Raw genomic sequence first — 14,671 nt, forward strand, 5'->3', positions numbered from 1 at the left:
ACAACAATTAAATAAAAATAATATGTCATCAGTAGAGACAACTTACATTCCTTATAAAGTTAAGGACATTTCACTGGCAGAATGGGGCCGCAAAGAAATCGAATTAGCCGAAGCAGAAATGCCAGGTTTAATGAGTTTACGTAAAGAATTCGGTCCAACGCAACCGTTAAAAGGTGCTCGTATTGCAGGTTGTCTGCATATGACCATCCAAACGGCTGTTTTAATCGAAACATTAACAGCGCTGGGTGCTGAAGTGACCTGGTCATCATGTAATATTTTCTCCACTCAGGACCATGCTGCTGCTGCAATTGCTGCTGCTGGTATTCAGGTTTACGCCTGGAAAGGTTTGAACGAAGAAGAATTCGACTGGTGTATCGAGCAAACGTTACACTTTGGTCCGGAGCAACAACCATTAAACATGATTCTGGATGATGGTGGCGATTTAACCAACATGGTTTTTGATAAATACCCTGAGCTAATCGCAGCTATTAAAGGTTTATCAGAAGAAACCACAACCGGTGTTCACCGTTTGTACGAAAGAATGAAAAATGGCACATTGCATACACCTGCAATCAATGTTAATGATTCGGTAACTAAATCAAAATTCGATAACAAATACGGCTGCCGCGAATCATTGGTTGACGCAATTCGTCGTGCAACTGACGTGATGATGGCTGGTAAAGTAGCTGTTGTTTGTGGTTATGGTGATGTAGGTAAAGGTTCAGCAGAATCTTTAAGCTCACAAGGTGTACGTGTAATCGTTACTGAAATTGATCCGATTTGTGCTTTACAGGCAGCGATGGAAGGTTACGAAGTTAAACGCTTAGACACTGCAATTAAAGAAGCTGATATTGTTGTAACAACAACAGGTAACTGTGATATCGTTCGCGAAAAACACTTTCGCGCATTGAAAGATAAAGCCATCGTTTGTAACATCGGTCACTTCGATAATGAAATCGATATGGCTTGGTTAAACGGTAATTATGGCGATACTAAAGTTGAAATCAAACCTCAGGTTGATAAATATACGATCGACGGTAAAGATGTTATCGTTCTTGCTGAAGGTCGTTTGGTTAACTTAGGTTGCGCAACCGGTCACCCAAGTTTCGTAATGAGTAATTCATTCACTAACCAAACTCTGGCGCAATTAGAGCTTTGGACGAACACTGCTGCTTACGAAAACAAAGTTTATACTTTACCTAAGCATTTAGATGAAAAAGTTGCCCGTTTGCACTTAGAAAAAATCGGTGTGGAATTGGAAGTTTTAGATCAACACCAGGCAGATTATATTGGCGTTCCGGTTGAAGGTCCGTTCAAATCTGACGAATATCGTTACTAACCTCAACCCCTAAAGGGGACTATAGTTTTTATAAGGGATGTGCAAATAGCACATTCCTTTTTTATTTCCATCTTCTAGGGGGGGTGCCTGCAAGGGCAGGGTGTTTTTTATAGAAAGCTATGCTCCATTTTTTTTGAAAACCATGTATGGTTATCTTTGGAAATCCCAGCCGCCCTGCTATTCCTGTCCGTCTGTCAGCCGGGCGCTTTATTACGTTTTACTTCGTGCTCGCTACTATCAGGTTTATTTTACAAAGTGCTTAGTCCTTTTGCTAATGAAAACTTACATTTGGAAAAAGAAAACCATGAAACAGTTAATATTTGCCTTATTCATATCAGTTCTTACATTAGGTGTAAATGCACAAACAACCGTAAAATCGCCAACTACAAAAGTAATTACCAAGCAAAGCGTAGATATTGCCTGTGGCGAATGCCAGTTTAAAATGAAAGGTAAAGATTGTGAACTTGCCGTAAAAATTGATGGCAAATTTTATTTTGTTGACGGAAAAGGAATCGACGATTTCGGCGACGCCCATGGAGAGCACGGTTTTTGTAATGCGATACGCAAAGCGGAAGTAACCGGCGAAATTGTTAACAATCGCTTTAAGGCAAAGGAAATAAAGTTATTGCCGGCTAAGTAATAATCAACAGCAAAGGCGCGAAGTTTTTCGCAGAGCGTCGCGAAGCTGGATTTAAAGTACTTTAGCCTTAACTTCGTGTTCTTTGCGCCCTTCCTTCTTTGTGTCCTTTGCGGCCAAAAAGAAAATAGCTATTCAAATTCCTTTTCCAATCCTTGCCTTAAATCAAAAAGTAACCACTGCTTATTCTTAACATTAGCTTGTTTTGTTTTCAATAACCGGATAAAATCCTTGACACCGATTTCTTCATTACCGTTTCCGTGAATCAAAACGATGCTTCCTGCATTTGGCTGCTGACCTTTAGCCAACCAGGCGTCGCTATCAATTGGAATTAAACCATACGCTTCAATTTTTTGAACGATGGTTTTATCCGAAACCAATCCCGGAAAACGGAAAAATACGGAAGGTATTAAACCGTTTTTGAGCATTAGCTTTTCATTTTCCAGCACTTCGACGTCGAGATTTGTTCCTGGTGCAAGTAGAAAGTTTTCCACTAAGGGTAGATTATTTACTTCGTGGTTATACGTATGGTTTATCCAAGTAATGTTCAGCGCTCTTTTTTCTACCAGGCTTTTCAGCCAGTTCAAATCATCCGGATGTTTGAGCATCCACTTACCTGAAACCGAAACAGCCAATGGCGCAGGTTTTTCTGTTTTAATAAATTCATCAAAAACAGATTGAAAAATAATCCTGTCTAAAGGTTTATGGGAAGGGCATAAATCGATGGTTAACACAATTCCTTTTTCATCTGGGATAGCGTGATCGATACCTGCATTTTGCAGCTGCGTACTTCTTGCCGATGCCGCATCCAGTGCTTTTACATAAACTGAATTTTTGAAAATTGCAAGTACATTAGAATAATCTAAGCTAGTTAAGGTGTAATTACTAGCCAAATCGACCTTTGTATAAAGTGTTTCAGGGTTAGTTAACAGAAGATATTTCTGTTTATTATTTGTGAAACTTCTAGTGACAATTAGTTTTTCAGATGCGTTTGTTGCAAGTTCGAAATTCACTTTATAACGTTTTATTTCTGTTAAATTTTGCGCTAAAGGTCTAAAGCTTAGCAGAAATAATAACACAAAAGAAAGCGTCGATATTTTGGACAAACTCATAACTCTTATTTAAAACCTTTCTAATTTAGTTCGAATCCTTTATCTTTACATTAACGCAATGAACAGAGAAAAAGTAAAGTTATGGTTTAAGCGGGTTGGGCTGGTTGGTTTTTTATTTTTCCTTATTAAAGGAATAATCTGGCTGATTGTGTTCTATTTTATCGGCAAAAACGTTACATGATTTATTATTGGCTGAAAACTATTTAAAGGTAAATAAGATATTCGCAAGGAAATTCCAGATGAATACCAATATAATTGCAAAGAATTTAGCAACGTAAAAATTCACGCCATTCTTACGTTGATGGAAAAAGTAGATAATGGCTGTATTTAAGCCCAAACCAAACAGGCTTACGACAAGAAACTTTGTGAACTCTGTAACCCAATGCACATTTGTACTTTGAAAAGTCCAGATGCGGTTAATTAAATAATTATTAGTTACCGCGAGCGTAAAACCAATTGCATTTGAAACGTATTTGTTGATTTTTAATTTCTCTTTACATAACCATGTGGCGCTAAAATCTATAGCCATTCCCAGCAAGCCAGTTAATCCAAATTTTAGAATACGAAAGAATAAATCCATGCTAATGTACTTTTACAAGGTAAAAACGTTCTAAAACAGTCTTACGGGTTTCAGCATTTAAAAATTTACCGGTTAGTTTAGTTATATGAAAGTATTCAAACGTTTTTAATATTTCTGTATTGTATTCACTTCTTAATTTGGCCAATTCTGCATCTGAGACATAAATAACCAAATCTTTCAGCTCCTTATTTTTATTTAAATCCGCATAGTTGTGAAGGTATTTAACCTCCCCGGGAGCGTAAAAATCAAAAGAGAAAGCATCAATGTAATTTAGTACGGCAGGTTTTGCTGTTGGATAATTTTCTGTCAACCAATTACCAGCCTGCATTCCTGATTGATATTTCAAAATAGCAGGGTAGAAGAAAACAAACAGAAACAACGACAAAGTTATTGAAATCAAAGCGCTACGGCCAATTAAAGTCTTCACCGCTTCACCTTTGATGCCGGCAAAAGCAATTACGCCGCCAGCCAGGATTAAAAATAAAACGACATATACATTTTCAAAACCAAAGAATAAACAAATAACCAGAAGCAAAATCAGAACTATGGTAAGTATTACATTCTGTATGGTAAGAAAAATTCTAAGTGTTTTTCCTTCCAGTTTCTGGAGAAACAATGCAGTAATAATGGAAAACTGCGGGAAAATAATTAGTATATAATGAGGCAACTGAAATTTAGACAGCGAAAAAATTAGGAAAGTAACTGCTGCACTGGCCCAAATAATAATACTTTCAGGGGCTAAATTTTGCCTGTTTTTCTTTTTAAAGAGATTTATAACGGCTGCATAAAATAATATTGACCACGGTAGAAATGCCCAAAGTGTTGTGTGTAAAAAGAAAAAAATATCGCCCTTGCCTTTTATTGGTCCATTATTGAAAAACCGGCCAAACTGACTATCCCAGAAGAAAAATTTTAAGCCTGAAACGCCAGTTCTATCGAAAACAACTTTTTCAGGATGCATATCGAACTGAGTATATAATGCATATAATTCGGGTGTAATGAATATAAAAATTAAAACAATAGCGATATACCATCTTGGGTTTAAAAGCTGCTTATATTGTTTTGTTAATATCCAGTAAATAACGAAGCCTGCAAAAACAGGAATAAGTAAAAAAATTCCTTTAATAAGAATGGCGCAAGCTGCAAAAAAAGCACCTGCAACAACATGCCAAAAAGAAGATTTATGAGCTTTGTAAAAATGATAGATTGATGCAAGCGTAAAAGTTGTCAGGTAAATCTCGGCTCTTACATCAAAAGTTGATGTGATAATGTGTACAGCACTAAGAAAAATTAGAGTGCTGATTAAACCCGTTCTTTCATCATAAACATCCTTTGCCAATTTATACAAATACCACGCACCCAGCAAACCCAATAGAAACGAGGGAAGTTTATAGGCAAAAGATGAGATTCCAAACAGTTTAAATGACGCTGCTGTTATCCAGAAAGTGAGGTGCGGTTTATCCAGCCAGTCTGCGCCACGACCATATAGGTTAAACCAGTCTTTGAATAGGATAATATTTTTCGACATGGAAGCATACAGTGCGCCATCGGGTTCCATTATGCCGCCGAATAATGCTGGGATACTCGCAAAGGCAAGTAAAACGATTAGTAATTTATATAATGTGGTTTCTTTTAACTCCATTTGCTTTAAGCAAATATGAGCAAAAAAAAGTCAAATTTTTTTATGCTTTCTCATTAAACAAAGGCAAAGCCTTATCTTTACACAATGACAAAGTTATCGGTTAATATCAATAAAATCGCCACATTGCGTAACAGTCGTGGTGGTAATAATCCTGATTTAGTTAAAGTTGCCTTGGATTGCGAAGCTTTCGGCGCACAAGGTATTACTGTGCATCCTCGTCCGGATGAACGCCACATCCGTTACCAGGATATCTATGATTTAAAAGAAGCGATTTCTACAGAATTTAACATCGAAGGGAATTGCAGGGAAGATAAATTTGTAGATTTAGTTTTAGCAAACAAGCCCGCCCAGGTAACCTTAGTGCCCGATGCAGAAGGACAAATCACTTCTAATCATGGTTGGGATACCATCAAGCATAAAAACTATTTAACGGAAATGGTCTCGGTGTTTCAAAAAGAAGGCATCCGTGTTTCGATTTTCGTTGACCCCTCGGTTGAAATGATTGAAGGCGCTGCCGAAACCGGAACAGACAGAATTGAGCTATATACAGAAGCTTATGCACACAATTATTATGCGGATAGAGAAAAGGCGATTATAAGTTATATCGCTGCGGCACACCATGCAAACCAATTAAAATTAGGCATTAATGCCGGACATGACCTGGATTTACACAACCTGCATTATTTTGCTCAAAGTATCCCAGGTCTATTGGAAGTTTCAATTGGTCATGCTTTAATTAGCGATGCGCTTTATTTGGGGCTTGAAACCACCATCCAGAAATATTTACAACAACTCGTTTAGGAGCAGAAAGACCAAAGCTAAAAGACTAAAGCTTTTCCCAAACTTCGTTGCGCAGAGTTATACTCTTGTCTTGATACCTTATACTAAATACTTGATACTACATACTTGATACTATCCTAATGTTAAAAGGAATTTTCCTTGTCTTCTTCGGTGCATGTAGTTTTGGCATCCTATCTACATTTGTGAAACTTGCTTATCACGATGGTTATACATTGGGTGATGTTACCGGTGCGCAAGCATTTTTCGGGGCGGTAATTTTGTGGGTTTTGTTTTTATTACAAAGCAGAACAACAACTTATAAAGCCAAACCAATCAAATTGATTACACCCTGGTGGAAAATGGTTTTGGCTGGCACTTGCACCGGTTTGGTATCGGTTTTTTACTATCAATGTGTTAAACTCGTGCCAAATTCTCTCGCAATTATTTTGTTAATGCAATTTATTTGGATGAGTATTTTGCTGGAGTTTATCATCTATAAAAAGAAACCAACAGGTTTGCAACTTTCGTCGGTTTTATTGGTGTTGAGTGGGACAATTTTAGCCAGTGGAATGGCTGAAACAAGTGTTTCAAGTCTAAATCCAATAGGAATTGGTTTTGGGTTTTTGGCGGCGATTTCTTACGCATGCTTTCTGTTATTAAGCGGGAAAATCGGTAATGAATATCCGCCGTTAAAGAAAAGTGCTTTAATGATTTCCGGAGCATGTATTTTTATTTTTATTTTGTTTCCGCCATCATTTATCTATAACGGAGCTTTAAATGGCAGTTTGCTCAAATGGGGTTTAATCATCGCTATTTTTGGAACAGTGATTCCGCCATTATTTTACGCTGAAGGTGTACCCAGAATCGGAACAGCATTAAGTTCAATACTAAGCGCCGCGGAATTGCCGGTAGCTGTTATGATGGCCGGATTTGTTTTACAGGAACAGGTTTCGTTATTAAGATGGATAGGTGTATGTGTAATTTTATCGGCAATGTTGTTACCAAATATGACGTATCTGAATCAAAAAATATTTAACCGCAATGCTCGCGGAGACAATGCGCAAAAAACGCAAAGCTAAGTGTTGCAATTGCATGCTTCTTTTCTTTGCGAAATACTTAGCGTTCTTTGCGGTTAGAATAAAAATTAAATACCTTTAAAAAGCATAAACGCATTACAATGAAAAAACTTATCATTTATATTTTATCAGTTATTGTTATCGGCTTTGCCGGATGTAAAACAAAAACCACCATTAATCAGGATGAAGCGGGGACTGTGATAACAGATTACTTAAAAGTGAATCCCGAATATAAAACTACGCGATTTAATTTTGGTGAAATTAAATTCAGCAGTAAAGCTGATAAAGAAGATTTAACAAAATATAAAGCTTTGGAAAGTAAGGGCATGGTTTCACTCAGCTTAAAAGAAGCAAATAAGAAATTTCTGTCTAAAGACAGTAGTTTTGTTTATCAGATTACGTTAACCCAAAAAGCCAGTCCGCTCGTTTTAAAACAAGATGAAGATAAAGCGACTGTTAAAGTTGTAGAATATGTCTTATCTGACGAAAAGCCTGTAGACTTCTCTCAGGTAAATTCGAGTACAGCAAAAGTGACAGTTTCGCTGAAAAAAGTAAATACTGACTTCGCGCCTTTTGATAAGGAGGCAAGTGAAAACAGCAATTTCATTACAAAGACTTATAAGCTTAAACTAAGTAAAGATGAGGGCTGGAAAGTACAGAAGTAAGCTTAGAGCTCAAAGACTAAAGCTAAAAGCTTAATCAAACATTACCCTTTCTTTTTTAAGAACCAGTTTTTGAACTTTTTAAAAATATCTTCCTTTTTCGGTTTTGCTTTACCACCATGAGTTAAATTATTGTCATAGTGGTGTTGCAGTTCGGCAGCATATTTTTTCAATTCTGTTTTACCTTTATTAAGTAGTTTAATATATTCAACCACATTAAAATTTAATGTGCTATTGAATGAAACCGCATGATATTCTCCACGATTTTTAGGTTGTTGGTTAATATTTATTTCTGTGCAACCATTTTCTGCGAAATAATCAATGTGAAAAATTTGGGGATTCAATTTTTTAAGTCTTTTTGTGCCTCTCCTTTCATTTCTCCAGGGGTGTTCCTTCTTATGGAGTTGAGCCAATAGAAAATCTTTCTGCCAGAGCGTAACCTGATGAGACATTAGAAAATCTGATTGCCTGTTGTCGATTTCGGCAACATTAAACCCTTCTATGAACATGTCCGTTGCTATAGTTTTATAAACATCTGAGCTGTGAAGTTTAACTTGTTTCCATCCCTTATCACTTACCAACTCGAAAAGCTGTTCAAAAAAAATGCGGTTAACGGGTTTGCTCAGCCACATATCTTCCTGGAAATATAATATATAGTCTGCCTCAATTTTGTTTTTCAGCAGGTATGCAAGCCTATCAGACCATGCACCCTTTCCAGATCGAATGTTTTCAAATCCACTTATGTTTACCTCTTTCTCTTCCGTGGCAAAGTAATAATCACAAGGAATTTTAAAATCCCAGTACTTTGAAAAAAAGTGTTCAAAACCTTCGTAAAGAAATTCGTAACCATCACATGCGTGAACGATTAATGCAACGTTGTACTTAGACTTCGACATGTAAAAAAATGTTTATCAAAGATATAAAAACTTTAAAGTCTTGAACAATTGCAATACAACCATTGTAATTCTGTTATATAGGCTAGGATAATTAATTAGGTTCTTCGCATACAAGGCCAACAGTGGTAGTATTTTTCTGTCATGCTGTCAGTATCTTGTCTGTTGATTTTTACATATTATCAGTGTAAATAGCAATTGGCACAAGCATTGTTCAACAGCAGTAGAAATTATAATACTTTAAAAGAGAAAAATTAAAAATACAATGGGAAAAATTATTGGAATAGACTTAGGAACAACAAACTCTTGCGTAAGCGTAATGGAGGGCAACGAGCCTGTAGTTATCGCAAACAGTGAGGGTAAACGTACTACACCGTCTATTGTTGCTTTTGCAGAAAACGGTGAGCGTAAGGTTGGCGAGCCTGCTAAACGTCAGGCTATAACCAACCCAACAAAAACGATATATTCGATTAAACGCTTTATGGGTAGCAGCTACGACGAAAGTGCGAAAGAAGCTGGTCGTGTACCTTATAAAGTGGTTAAAGGTGATAACAATACGCCTCGTGTAGAAATCGATGACAGAAAATATACTCCACAAGAGATTTCTGCAATGATTCTACAAAAAATGAAAAAAACAGCTGAGGATTTCCTGGGTCAGGAAGTTACTGAAGCAGTTATTACTGTACCAGCTTACTTCAACGATGCGCAACGTCAGGCTACTAAAGAAGCTGGCGAAATAGCAGGTTTAACAGTAAAACGTATCATTAACGAACCAACTGCTGCTGCTTTAGCTTATGGCTTAGATAAAGCACACAAGGATATGAAGATTGTTGTGTTTGACTGTGGTGGTGGTACGCATGACGTTTCTGTTTTAGAATTAGGTGATGGCGTTTTCGAAGTAAAATCTACTGATGGTGATACACACTTAGGTGGTGACGACTTTGACCACATCATTATTGATTGGTTAACTGCAGAATTCAAAGCTGAAAACAGCATGGACCTTGCAAAAGATCCAATGGCATTACAACGTTTAAAAGAAGCTGCTGAGAAAGCTAAAATTGAGTTATCAAGCACAACTTCTACTGAAATTAACTTGCCATATATTACTGCTGATGCTAGCGGCCCTAAACACTTAGTGCGTACATTATCTCGTGCTAAATTTGAGCAATTAGCTGATAGCTTAATCAAACGTACTATTGAGCCTTGTAAATCTGCATTGAAAAATGCTGGTTTAAGCACAAGCGATATTGATGAAATTATCTTAGTAGGTGGTTCAACTCGTATTCCTGCAATTCAGGACGCTGTTAAAGCTTTCTTCGGTAAAGAACCAAGTAAAGGTGTTAACCCTGATGAGGTTGTAGCAATCGGTGCTGCTATTCAAGGTGGTGTGTTAACTGGTGATGTGAAAGATGTATTGTTATTAGACGTTACACCTTTATCATTAGGTATCGAAACTATGGGTGGTGTAATGACTAAATTAATCGAGTCTAATACGACTATTCCAACTAAAAAATCAGAAACTTTCTCAACCGCAGCTGATAACCAGCCTTCAGTGGAAATCCATATTTTACAAGGTGAGCGTCCAATGGCTAACCAAAACCGTACAATTGGCCGTTTCATTCTAGATGGTATTCCACCAGCACCTCGTGGTGTGCCTCAAGTAGAAGTGTCTTTTGATATTGATGCTAACGGTATTTTACACGTGAGTGCTAAAGATAAAGCTACTGGAAAAGAGCAGAAAATCCGAATCGAAGCATCTTCAGGTTTAACTGATGCTGAGATTAAGAAAATGAAAGAAGAAGCAGAAGCTAATGCAGCTGATGATGCTAAAGCAAAAGAGGAAGCTGATAAAATCAACGGAGCTGACGCTCTAATCTTCTCAACTGAAAAACAATTGAAAGAATTCGGAGAAAAGTTATCTGCCGATAAAAAAGCGCCAATCGAGTCAGGTTTGGAGAAATTAAAGGCGGCACATGCAGCACGTAATTTTGCTGATATCGACGCTGCACAAGCTGAATTACAAAATGCTTGGAATGCAGCATCCGAGGAAATGTACAAAGCAGGTGAGCAGCCACAAGGTGGTGGCGAACAACCACAAGCTGATGGTCAGCCTCAAGGTGGTGGCGATAATGTTACCGATGTTGATTTCGAAGAAGTAAAAGAAGACGATAAGAAATAGTCTTAAAGTCGAACAAGTCTGAAGGTCTGTAAAGCCCGGAAGATTTAATGATAAAAGCGTTCCTGATTAAGTTCAGGAGCGCTTTTTTGATTTATATATAAATCGACCTTCTTTGCGGGGGGCTATTTCAATCTACGAAGCAATCTGGATGCGCTGATTTTCAAAATCATAGTTCCAGGATTGCTTCGTGCCTCACAATGACGACTTTTTTGTAACTGAATGGTTCTGTGTTTTTTGTGAAGTTTAAAAACCTTGTAGGCTTAATCAAAAATATTTTAGCTATAATCTGGCTTAAAAAATTACGCTTCGTGCTTGTTGGCTATTTATCAACCAGATAATATTACCTATTCGCATTCCTATCCAGGATTTCCAATATTCCTTCATTTTTAATAATCCATAGGCCCATTCTATCAGCCGTTATACCAGTTTTCAATTTATGAGAGAAACTTGGTTTGCCATCAATCATTTTAGTTTCAAGAAAATTAAAATCGATATTTTTATTTTGAATCAAGTCTTCAGCAACTTCAATGATATGAGTTGAAACTAAAAACAAACAATTTTTGATTTTTGAAAAAGCGTTAATTATTGAAACTGATGCTTCATGCGCATCTTTCACGTTTGTTCCCCGAAATAGTTCATCAAAAATGATTAACATGTTTTTTGATTCGTCGATTTTTTTCGTCACTTCTTTTACTCTTCGAACTTCGCTATAAAAATGACTATAACCTTCGCTTAAATTGTCGGAAATATTAATGGTTGTAATCAACCCGCTAAAAACACTGGTATTCATTTCTTCTGCAGGAACAGGAAAACCCAGATGAGCAAGATATACCGCAATCGCAATTGATTTGAGCAGAGTCGATTTTCCCGCCATATTTACGCCTGTAATAAACGAAACGTTTTTATCCGTGGACAAAACGATATTGTTTGATACTGCATTCTCAACAAAAATATGTTTCAATCCTTTTATTGCAACCCGTTTTTCTTTATCGTTATTAATAACGGGATACGATAAATTGTATTTCTTAGCGGTTTTAGCTATAGAAAAGTATGCATCCAACTCATATAGAAGTGTTAATGATTCATTTATTTTATTGAGCTCTATGGTTCTTATTTCAAAATCAAAAACAGACAATTTCGAAGAAGTTAGCTTAAACTTTTCCTGGCACAGATAATTTTCAATGTGTTTATTGTTTTTTAAGCTGGCAATTAAATTATGCAGCCGTTTTAAAAAGGTAAAATTCTCTTTGGAATCTAATTTTGATAAAAGGTTTTCCGTATAAGCAATTAAGTCTAAAACTTCCTTTACTCCTCTTTTTTTTAAATATAACTCCCTGGTAGGTTTAATATAATCTGATACGGCTTTTCGAATCTCAAAAAGTAAAGATGGTTTTTTGGGACGATGATTTTGCCTTAAATAAAATTCAATAAAATCTACAGTTTCTTTATCCAGATTGAAATCTAACGCACTTATTTGCAGGTATTCAATTAATTTTTTTCTCTCAGAAATTAACTCAATGTTTGTAAGCGGATTCTTGAAAATTAGCTTCAAAGCTGATGTACCCTCAATTGTACAAGTCTGATTAAATAGGTTGAAAAGTGATTTTTGATTGCTGTCGGAGCTGAATATTTCTAAGTCATCCAACGTCTGTTTATCAATATCGAAAGCAATCATAAGCTTGTAAATAGTTGGAAATCTTTCTTAAGCTTACTGTGTTTTCGCATAATAAATTTAAACTATATTTTCTTCGATAATGTCTTGTAGCTCCTTTTCGTTCAGAGATAATTCGTAGAGTAATTTAAACTGATTTTTTGCCCTATCCAAATTTTGTGTTGGATAATTTGTAGTATAATATATATTGTTGTTTAAAAAATCGCTTAGAAATCGCAAGGCTTGCATGTAAGTCATATAACGCCCTGAAAATAAAATAAGTTCTTTCTCAGTTTTGGTTAAATGGGCTTTTATTTCCGATAAATAGCCCTTTATCAATGCTTCAAAATATGGTAAGCGAATTTTTATTTTATTTAAATCAGTTTCATTTTCTGAATATGCACAAAGATAGGTTCGCATCATGTCACCTAAATCAGAAATAAATTTCCCTGGCATAATGGTGTCCAAATCTATAACGCAAACACCTTCATAAGTTTTATCATTTAGCAAAACGTTACTGATTTTAGTATCGTGATGCATAACACGGTCGGGGAAATCTGCTCTATGCGAGTATGATTTAAAATAGTCGAGGATGTATTTATGCTCTAGAGCAGCATCAATTTGTGGTTTGGCTTTATTCTTCAAGTTTTGCGTTGTAGTGTTTAGAGCCAATGTAAATTGTTCAAAACGCAATCCTAAATCATGAAAGCCAGGTATTGTTGGCTCCAGAATGGACGCGTCGAAATTATTCAGTAATCGACTTAACTTTCCAAACTGCTTTGCTGCTTCATAAGCTTGCTGGGGATCGCTTAAAACATCTAAAGAGACGGTATGTGGAACGTAAGGCAACATTCTCCAATGCTCATTATGGATTTGAGCCATTTCTTCCCCGTTAACCGTAGAAATTGGTTTTATGAAAGGATAGTTGGGATATGTTCTGACTAAGTAATCAGCTATTGCTTTGAGGTTATCGGCAATAGCTTGTGGTTTTGTAAAAACAGATGTATTAATATTTTGAAGAATATATTTTTTATCTTCTGGTAAGGTCGAAAGCAAGTAGGTACGGTTAATTAACCCCGTACCTATATGTGTTATCTTGACATTTTCTTTAGTAAATCCGTATGCTTCTAAAACTTTGGCATCTAAACCTAGTTCCATAGTTTTTCCGGATACGTTCCGTTTTTAACCAATTGGTTAATACTGTCCTGAACATAAGGCTTATCTTCTTTGTAAGTTACACCAAACCATTTATTAGATGTTGGAACGACTTTGAAAGTGGCTTCACCTGTTTTTACAAGGTTTTCTCCGATTAAAGGAATGAAAAATTCTGATTTAGGTTTATCTTTATTTGCTTCTGCAAATTCTACAAATAATTTTTCTGTGATCTTGAAAACTGTTGGTGTAAATCCCCAGAAATTCATTGAAACAGGTGTGTCAAAACCTATAGGGAATTCTTCGCCATCCTCCTCATAGAAAATTTTACCATCCTTTGGATAAACTTTCGTCCTTTCTACAATCTCTTCGAGGTTTCCTGCTGAGTCAACTTTACAAACACCGCGGGATACAGCTCCAAATTCAGAAAGTGTTTTACCCACCTCGTAGCCTATTATGGAGAAATTGCTATCAGACGCCTCATCAGATAAGAAATCAACCATTTTTTTAAATGCATCGTAGCCATAATAGTCATCCGCATTGATAACACAAAATGGTTCTTTTACAACTTTCCTCGCAGAGAGAATTGCGTGAGCAGTTCCCCAAGGCTTTTCACGGTATATTTCTTCTTCAATTCCAAATTGTTTCAGATCAAAATTCTGGAAAACATAATCAGTTTCTATTCTTCCATTTAATTTAGGTTCGAAAATAGATTTAAAATTATCTACAAACTCTTCCTTGATTATAAATACAACCTTGCCAAATCCGGCTTTAATTGCATCATAAATAGAATAATCAATAATGGTTTCGCCATTTGGGCCAAATCCATCAATTTGTTTCATGCTTCCGTAACGGCTCGCCATTCCGGCAGCCAGGATTAATAGCGTAGGTTTCATATTGCGAAAATAATAATACCTAGTCAATTTTTGATTAGGTAGGCATTAATTTTAATTAATGATTTAAATAGT

Annotated in this window: 13 protein-coding genes; 6 read left to right on the plus strand and 7 right to left on the minus strand. The window is 36.3% G+C overall.

The window, feature by feature from the left end; all coding sequences use genetic code 11:
* The first annotated feature begins 22 nt into the window (after positions 1-22).
* Both ahcY and ASF92_RS04230 read left to right on the plus strand, forming a co-directional pair.
* Positions 23-1,339 (plus strand): adenosylhomocysteinase, encoded by a 1,317-nt coding sequence (gene ahcY, locus ASF92_RS04225; RefSeq protein ID WP_056088219.1) that lies wholly within the window; start codon positions 23-25, stop codon positions 1,337-1,339.
* A gap of 274 nt (positions 1,340-1,613) precedes the next feature.
* Positions 1,614-1,979 carry a DUF6370 family protein gene (locus ASF92_RS04230; RefSeq protein ID WP_197413224.1) on the plus strand — a complete coding sequence of 122 codons (366 nt, stop codon included), beginning with the start codon at positions 1,614-1,616 and terminating at the stop codon, positions 1,977-1,979.
* A 128-nt stretch (positions 1,980-2,107) separates the two neighbouring features.
* Here ASF92_RS04230 and ASF92_RS04235 read toward each other — a convergent pair whose 3' ends face one another.
* The 3 genes from ASF92_RS04235 to ASF92_RS04245 form a co-directional block, all read right to left on the minus strand.
* The gene (locus tag ASF92_RS04235) at positions 2,108-3,088 is read right to left on the minus strand and encodes a hypothetical protein (RefSeq protein ID WP_056088222.1); all 981 of its coding nucleotides are present in this window, start codon (positions 3,086-3,088) and stop codon (positions 2,108-2,110) included.
* A 199-nt stretch (positions 3,089-3,287) separates the two neighbouring features.
* The gene (locus ASF92_RS04240; protein ID WP_056088225.1) at positions 3,288-3,668 is read right to left on the minus strand and encodes a GtrA family protein; all 381 of its coding nucleotides are present in this window, start codon (positions 3,666-3,668) and stop codon (positions 3,288-3,290) included.
* A gap of 1 nt (position 3,669) precedes the next feature.
* Complete coding sequence (locus tag ASF92_RS04245; protein ID WP_056088227.1) at positions 3,670-5,310, minus strand: glycosyltransferase family 39 protein; 1,641 nt, start codon at positions 5,308-5,310, stop codon at positions 3,670-3,672.
* An 84-nt stretch (positions 5,311-5,394) separates the two neighbouring features.
* Between ASF92_RS04245 and ASF92_RS04250 the strand changes: the two genes are divergently transcribed.
* The 3 genes from ASF92_RS04250 to ASF92_RS04260 all read left to right on the plus strand — a co-directional run bounded on the left by ASF92_RS04250 (position 5,395) and on the right by ASF92_RS04260 (position 7,831).
* Complete coding sequence (locus ASF92_RS04250; RefSeq protein ID WP_056088231.1) at positions 5,395-6,111, plus strand: pyridoxine 5'-phosphate synthase; 717 nt, start codon at positions 5,395-5,397, stop codon at positions 6,109-6,111.
* A gap of 119 nt (positions 6,112-6,230) precedes the next feature.
* Positions 6,231-7,169 carry a DMT family transporter gene (locus ASF92_RS04255; protein ID WP_056088233.1) on the plus strand — a complete coding sequence of 313 codons (939 nt, stop codon included), beginning with the start codon at positions 6,231-6,233 and terminating at the stop codon, positions 7,167-7,169.
* A 98-nt stretch (positions 7,170-7,267) separates the two neighbouring features.
* A complete protein-coding gene (locus tag ASF92_RS04260; protein ID WP_056088236.1) occupies positions 7,268-7,831 on the plus strand; it encodes a hypothetical protein in 564 nt (187 codons plus the stop codon).
* Positions 7,832-7,872: 41 nt separating this feature from the next.
* Here ASF92_RS04260 and ASF92_RS04265 read toward each other — a convergent pair whose 3' ends face one another.
* Positions 7,873-8,724 (minus strand): hypothetical protein, encoded by an 852-nt coding sequence (locus ASF92_RS04265; RefSeq protein WP_056088239.1) that lies wholly within the window; start codon positions 8,722-8,724, stop codon positions 7,873-7,875.
* Between the two features lie 262 nt (positions 8,725-8,986).
* On the opposite strand from ASF92_RS04265, the gene dnaK reads away from it, so the two are divergent.
* Positions 8,987-10,900, plus strand: coding sequence for a molecular chaperone DnaK (gene dnaK, locus ASF92_RS04270; protein WP_056088241.1), 1,914 nt, complete (start codon positions 8,987-8,989; stop codon positions 10,898-10,900).
* A gap of 340 nt (positions 10,901-11,240) precedes the next feature.
* On the opposite strand, the gene ASF92_RS04275 is transcribed toward dnaK, so the two are convergent.
* The 3 genes from ASF92_RS04275 to ASF92_RS04285 are packed head-to-tail and all read right to left on the minus strand — an operon-like array spanning position 11,241 to position 14,599.
* Complete coding sequence (locus tag ASF92_RS04275) at positions 11,241-12,575, minus strand: hypothetical protein (RefSeq protein WP_056088244.1); 1,335 nt, start codon at positions 12,573-12,575, stop codon at positions 11,241-11,243.
* A 57-nt stretch (positions 12,576-12,632) separates the two neighbouring features.
* Positions 12,633-13,709: a phosphotransferase enzyme family protein gene (locus tag ASF92_RS04280; protein WP_056088246.1), complete on the minus strand. Its 1,077-nt coding sequence runs from the start codon at positions 13,707-13,709 to the stop codon at positions 12,633-12,635.
* Positions 13,700-14,599: a sugar phosphate nucleotidyltransferase gene (locus ASF92_RS04285; RefSeq protein ID WP_056088249.1), complete on the minus strand. Its 900-nt coding sequence runs from the start codon at positions 14,597-14,599 to the stop codon at positions 13,700-13,702. Before ASF92_RS04285 ends, ASF92_RS04280 begins: the two co-directional genes overlap by 10 nt.
* Positions 14,600-14,671: the final 72 nt, after the last annotated feature.

This window comes from Pedobacter sp. Leaf176, from assembly GCF_001424305.1.
GTDB lineage: Bacteria > Bacteroidota > Bacteroidia > Sphingobacteriales > Sphingobacteriaceae > Pedobacter.

Coding starts and splice junctions, on each gene's coding strand:
- ASF92_RS04240 (WP_056088225.1), bottom strand. CDS start 3,668: ATGGATTTATTCTTTCGTATTCTAAAATTTGGATTAACTGGCTTGCTG.
- ASF92_RS04255 (WP_056088233.1), top strand. CDS start 6,231: ATGTTAAAAGGAATTTTCCTTGTCTTCTTCGGTGCATGTAGTTTTGGC.
- ASF92_RS04235 (WP_056088222.1), bottom strand. CDS start 3,088: ATGAGTTTGTCCAAAATATCGACGCTTTCTTTTGTGTTATTATTTCTG.
- ASF92_RS04275 (WP_056088244.1), bottom strand. CDS start 12,575: ATGATTGCTTTCGATATTGATAAACAGACGTTGGATGACTTAGAAATA.
- ASF92_RS04230 (WP_197413224.1), top strand. CDS start 1,614: ATGAAAACTTACATTTGGAAAAAGAAAACCATGAAACAGTTAATATTT.
- ASF92_RS04250 (WP_056088231.1), top strand. CDS start 5,395: ATGACAAAGTTATCGGTTAATATCAATAAAATCGCCACATTGCGTAAC.
- dnaK (WP_056088241.1), top strand. CDS start 8,987: ATGGGAAAAATTATTGGAATAGACTTAGGAACAACAAACTCTTGCGTA.
- ASF92_RS04285 (WP_056088249.1), bottom strand. CDS start 14,599: ATGAAACCTACGCTATTAATCCTGGCTGCCGGAATGGCGAGCCGTTAC.
- ASF92_RS04260 (WP_056088236.1), top strand. CDS start 7,268: ATGAAAAAACTTATCATTTATATTTTATCAGTTATTGTTATCGGCTTT.
- ahcY (WP_056088219.1), top strand. CDS start 23: ATGTCATCAGTAGAGACAACTTACATTCCTTATAAAGTTAAGGACATT.
- ASF92_RS04245 (WP_056088227.1), bottom strand. CDS start 5,310: ATGGAGTTAAAAGAAACCACATTATATAAATTACTAATCGTTTTACTT.
- ASF92_RS04280 (WP_056088246.1), bottom strand. CDS start 13,709: ATGGAACTAGGTTTAGATGCCAAAGTTTTAGAAGCATACGGATTTACT.
- ASF92_RS04265 (WP_056088239.1), bottom strand. CDS start 8,724: ATGTCGAAGTCTAAGTACAACGTTGCATTAATCGTTCACGCATGTGAT.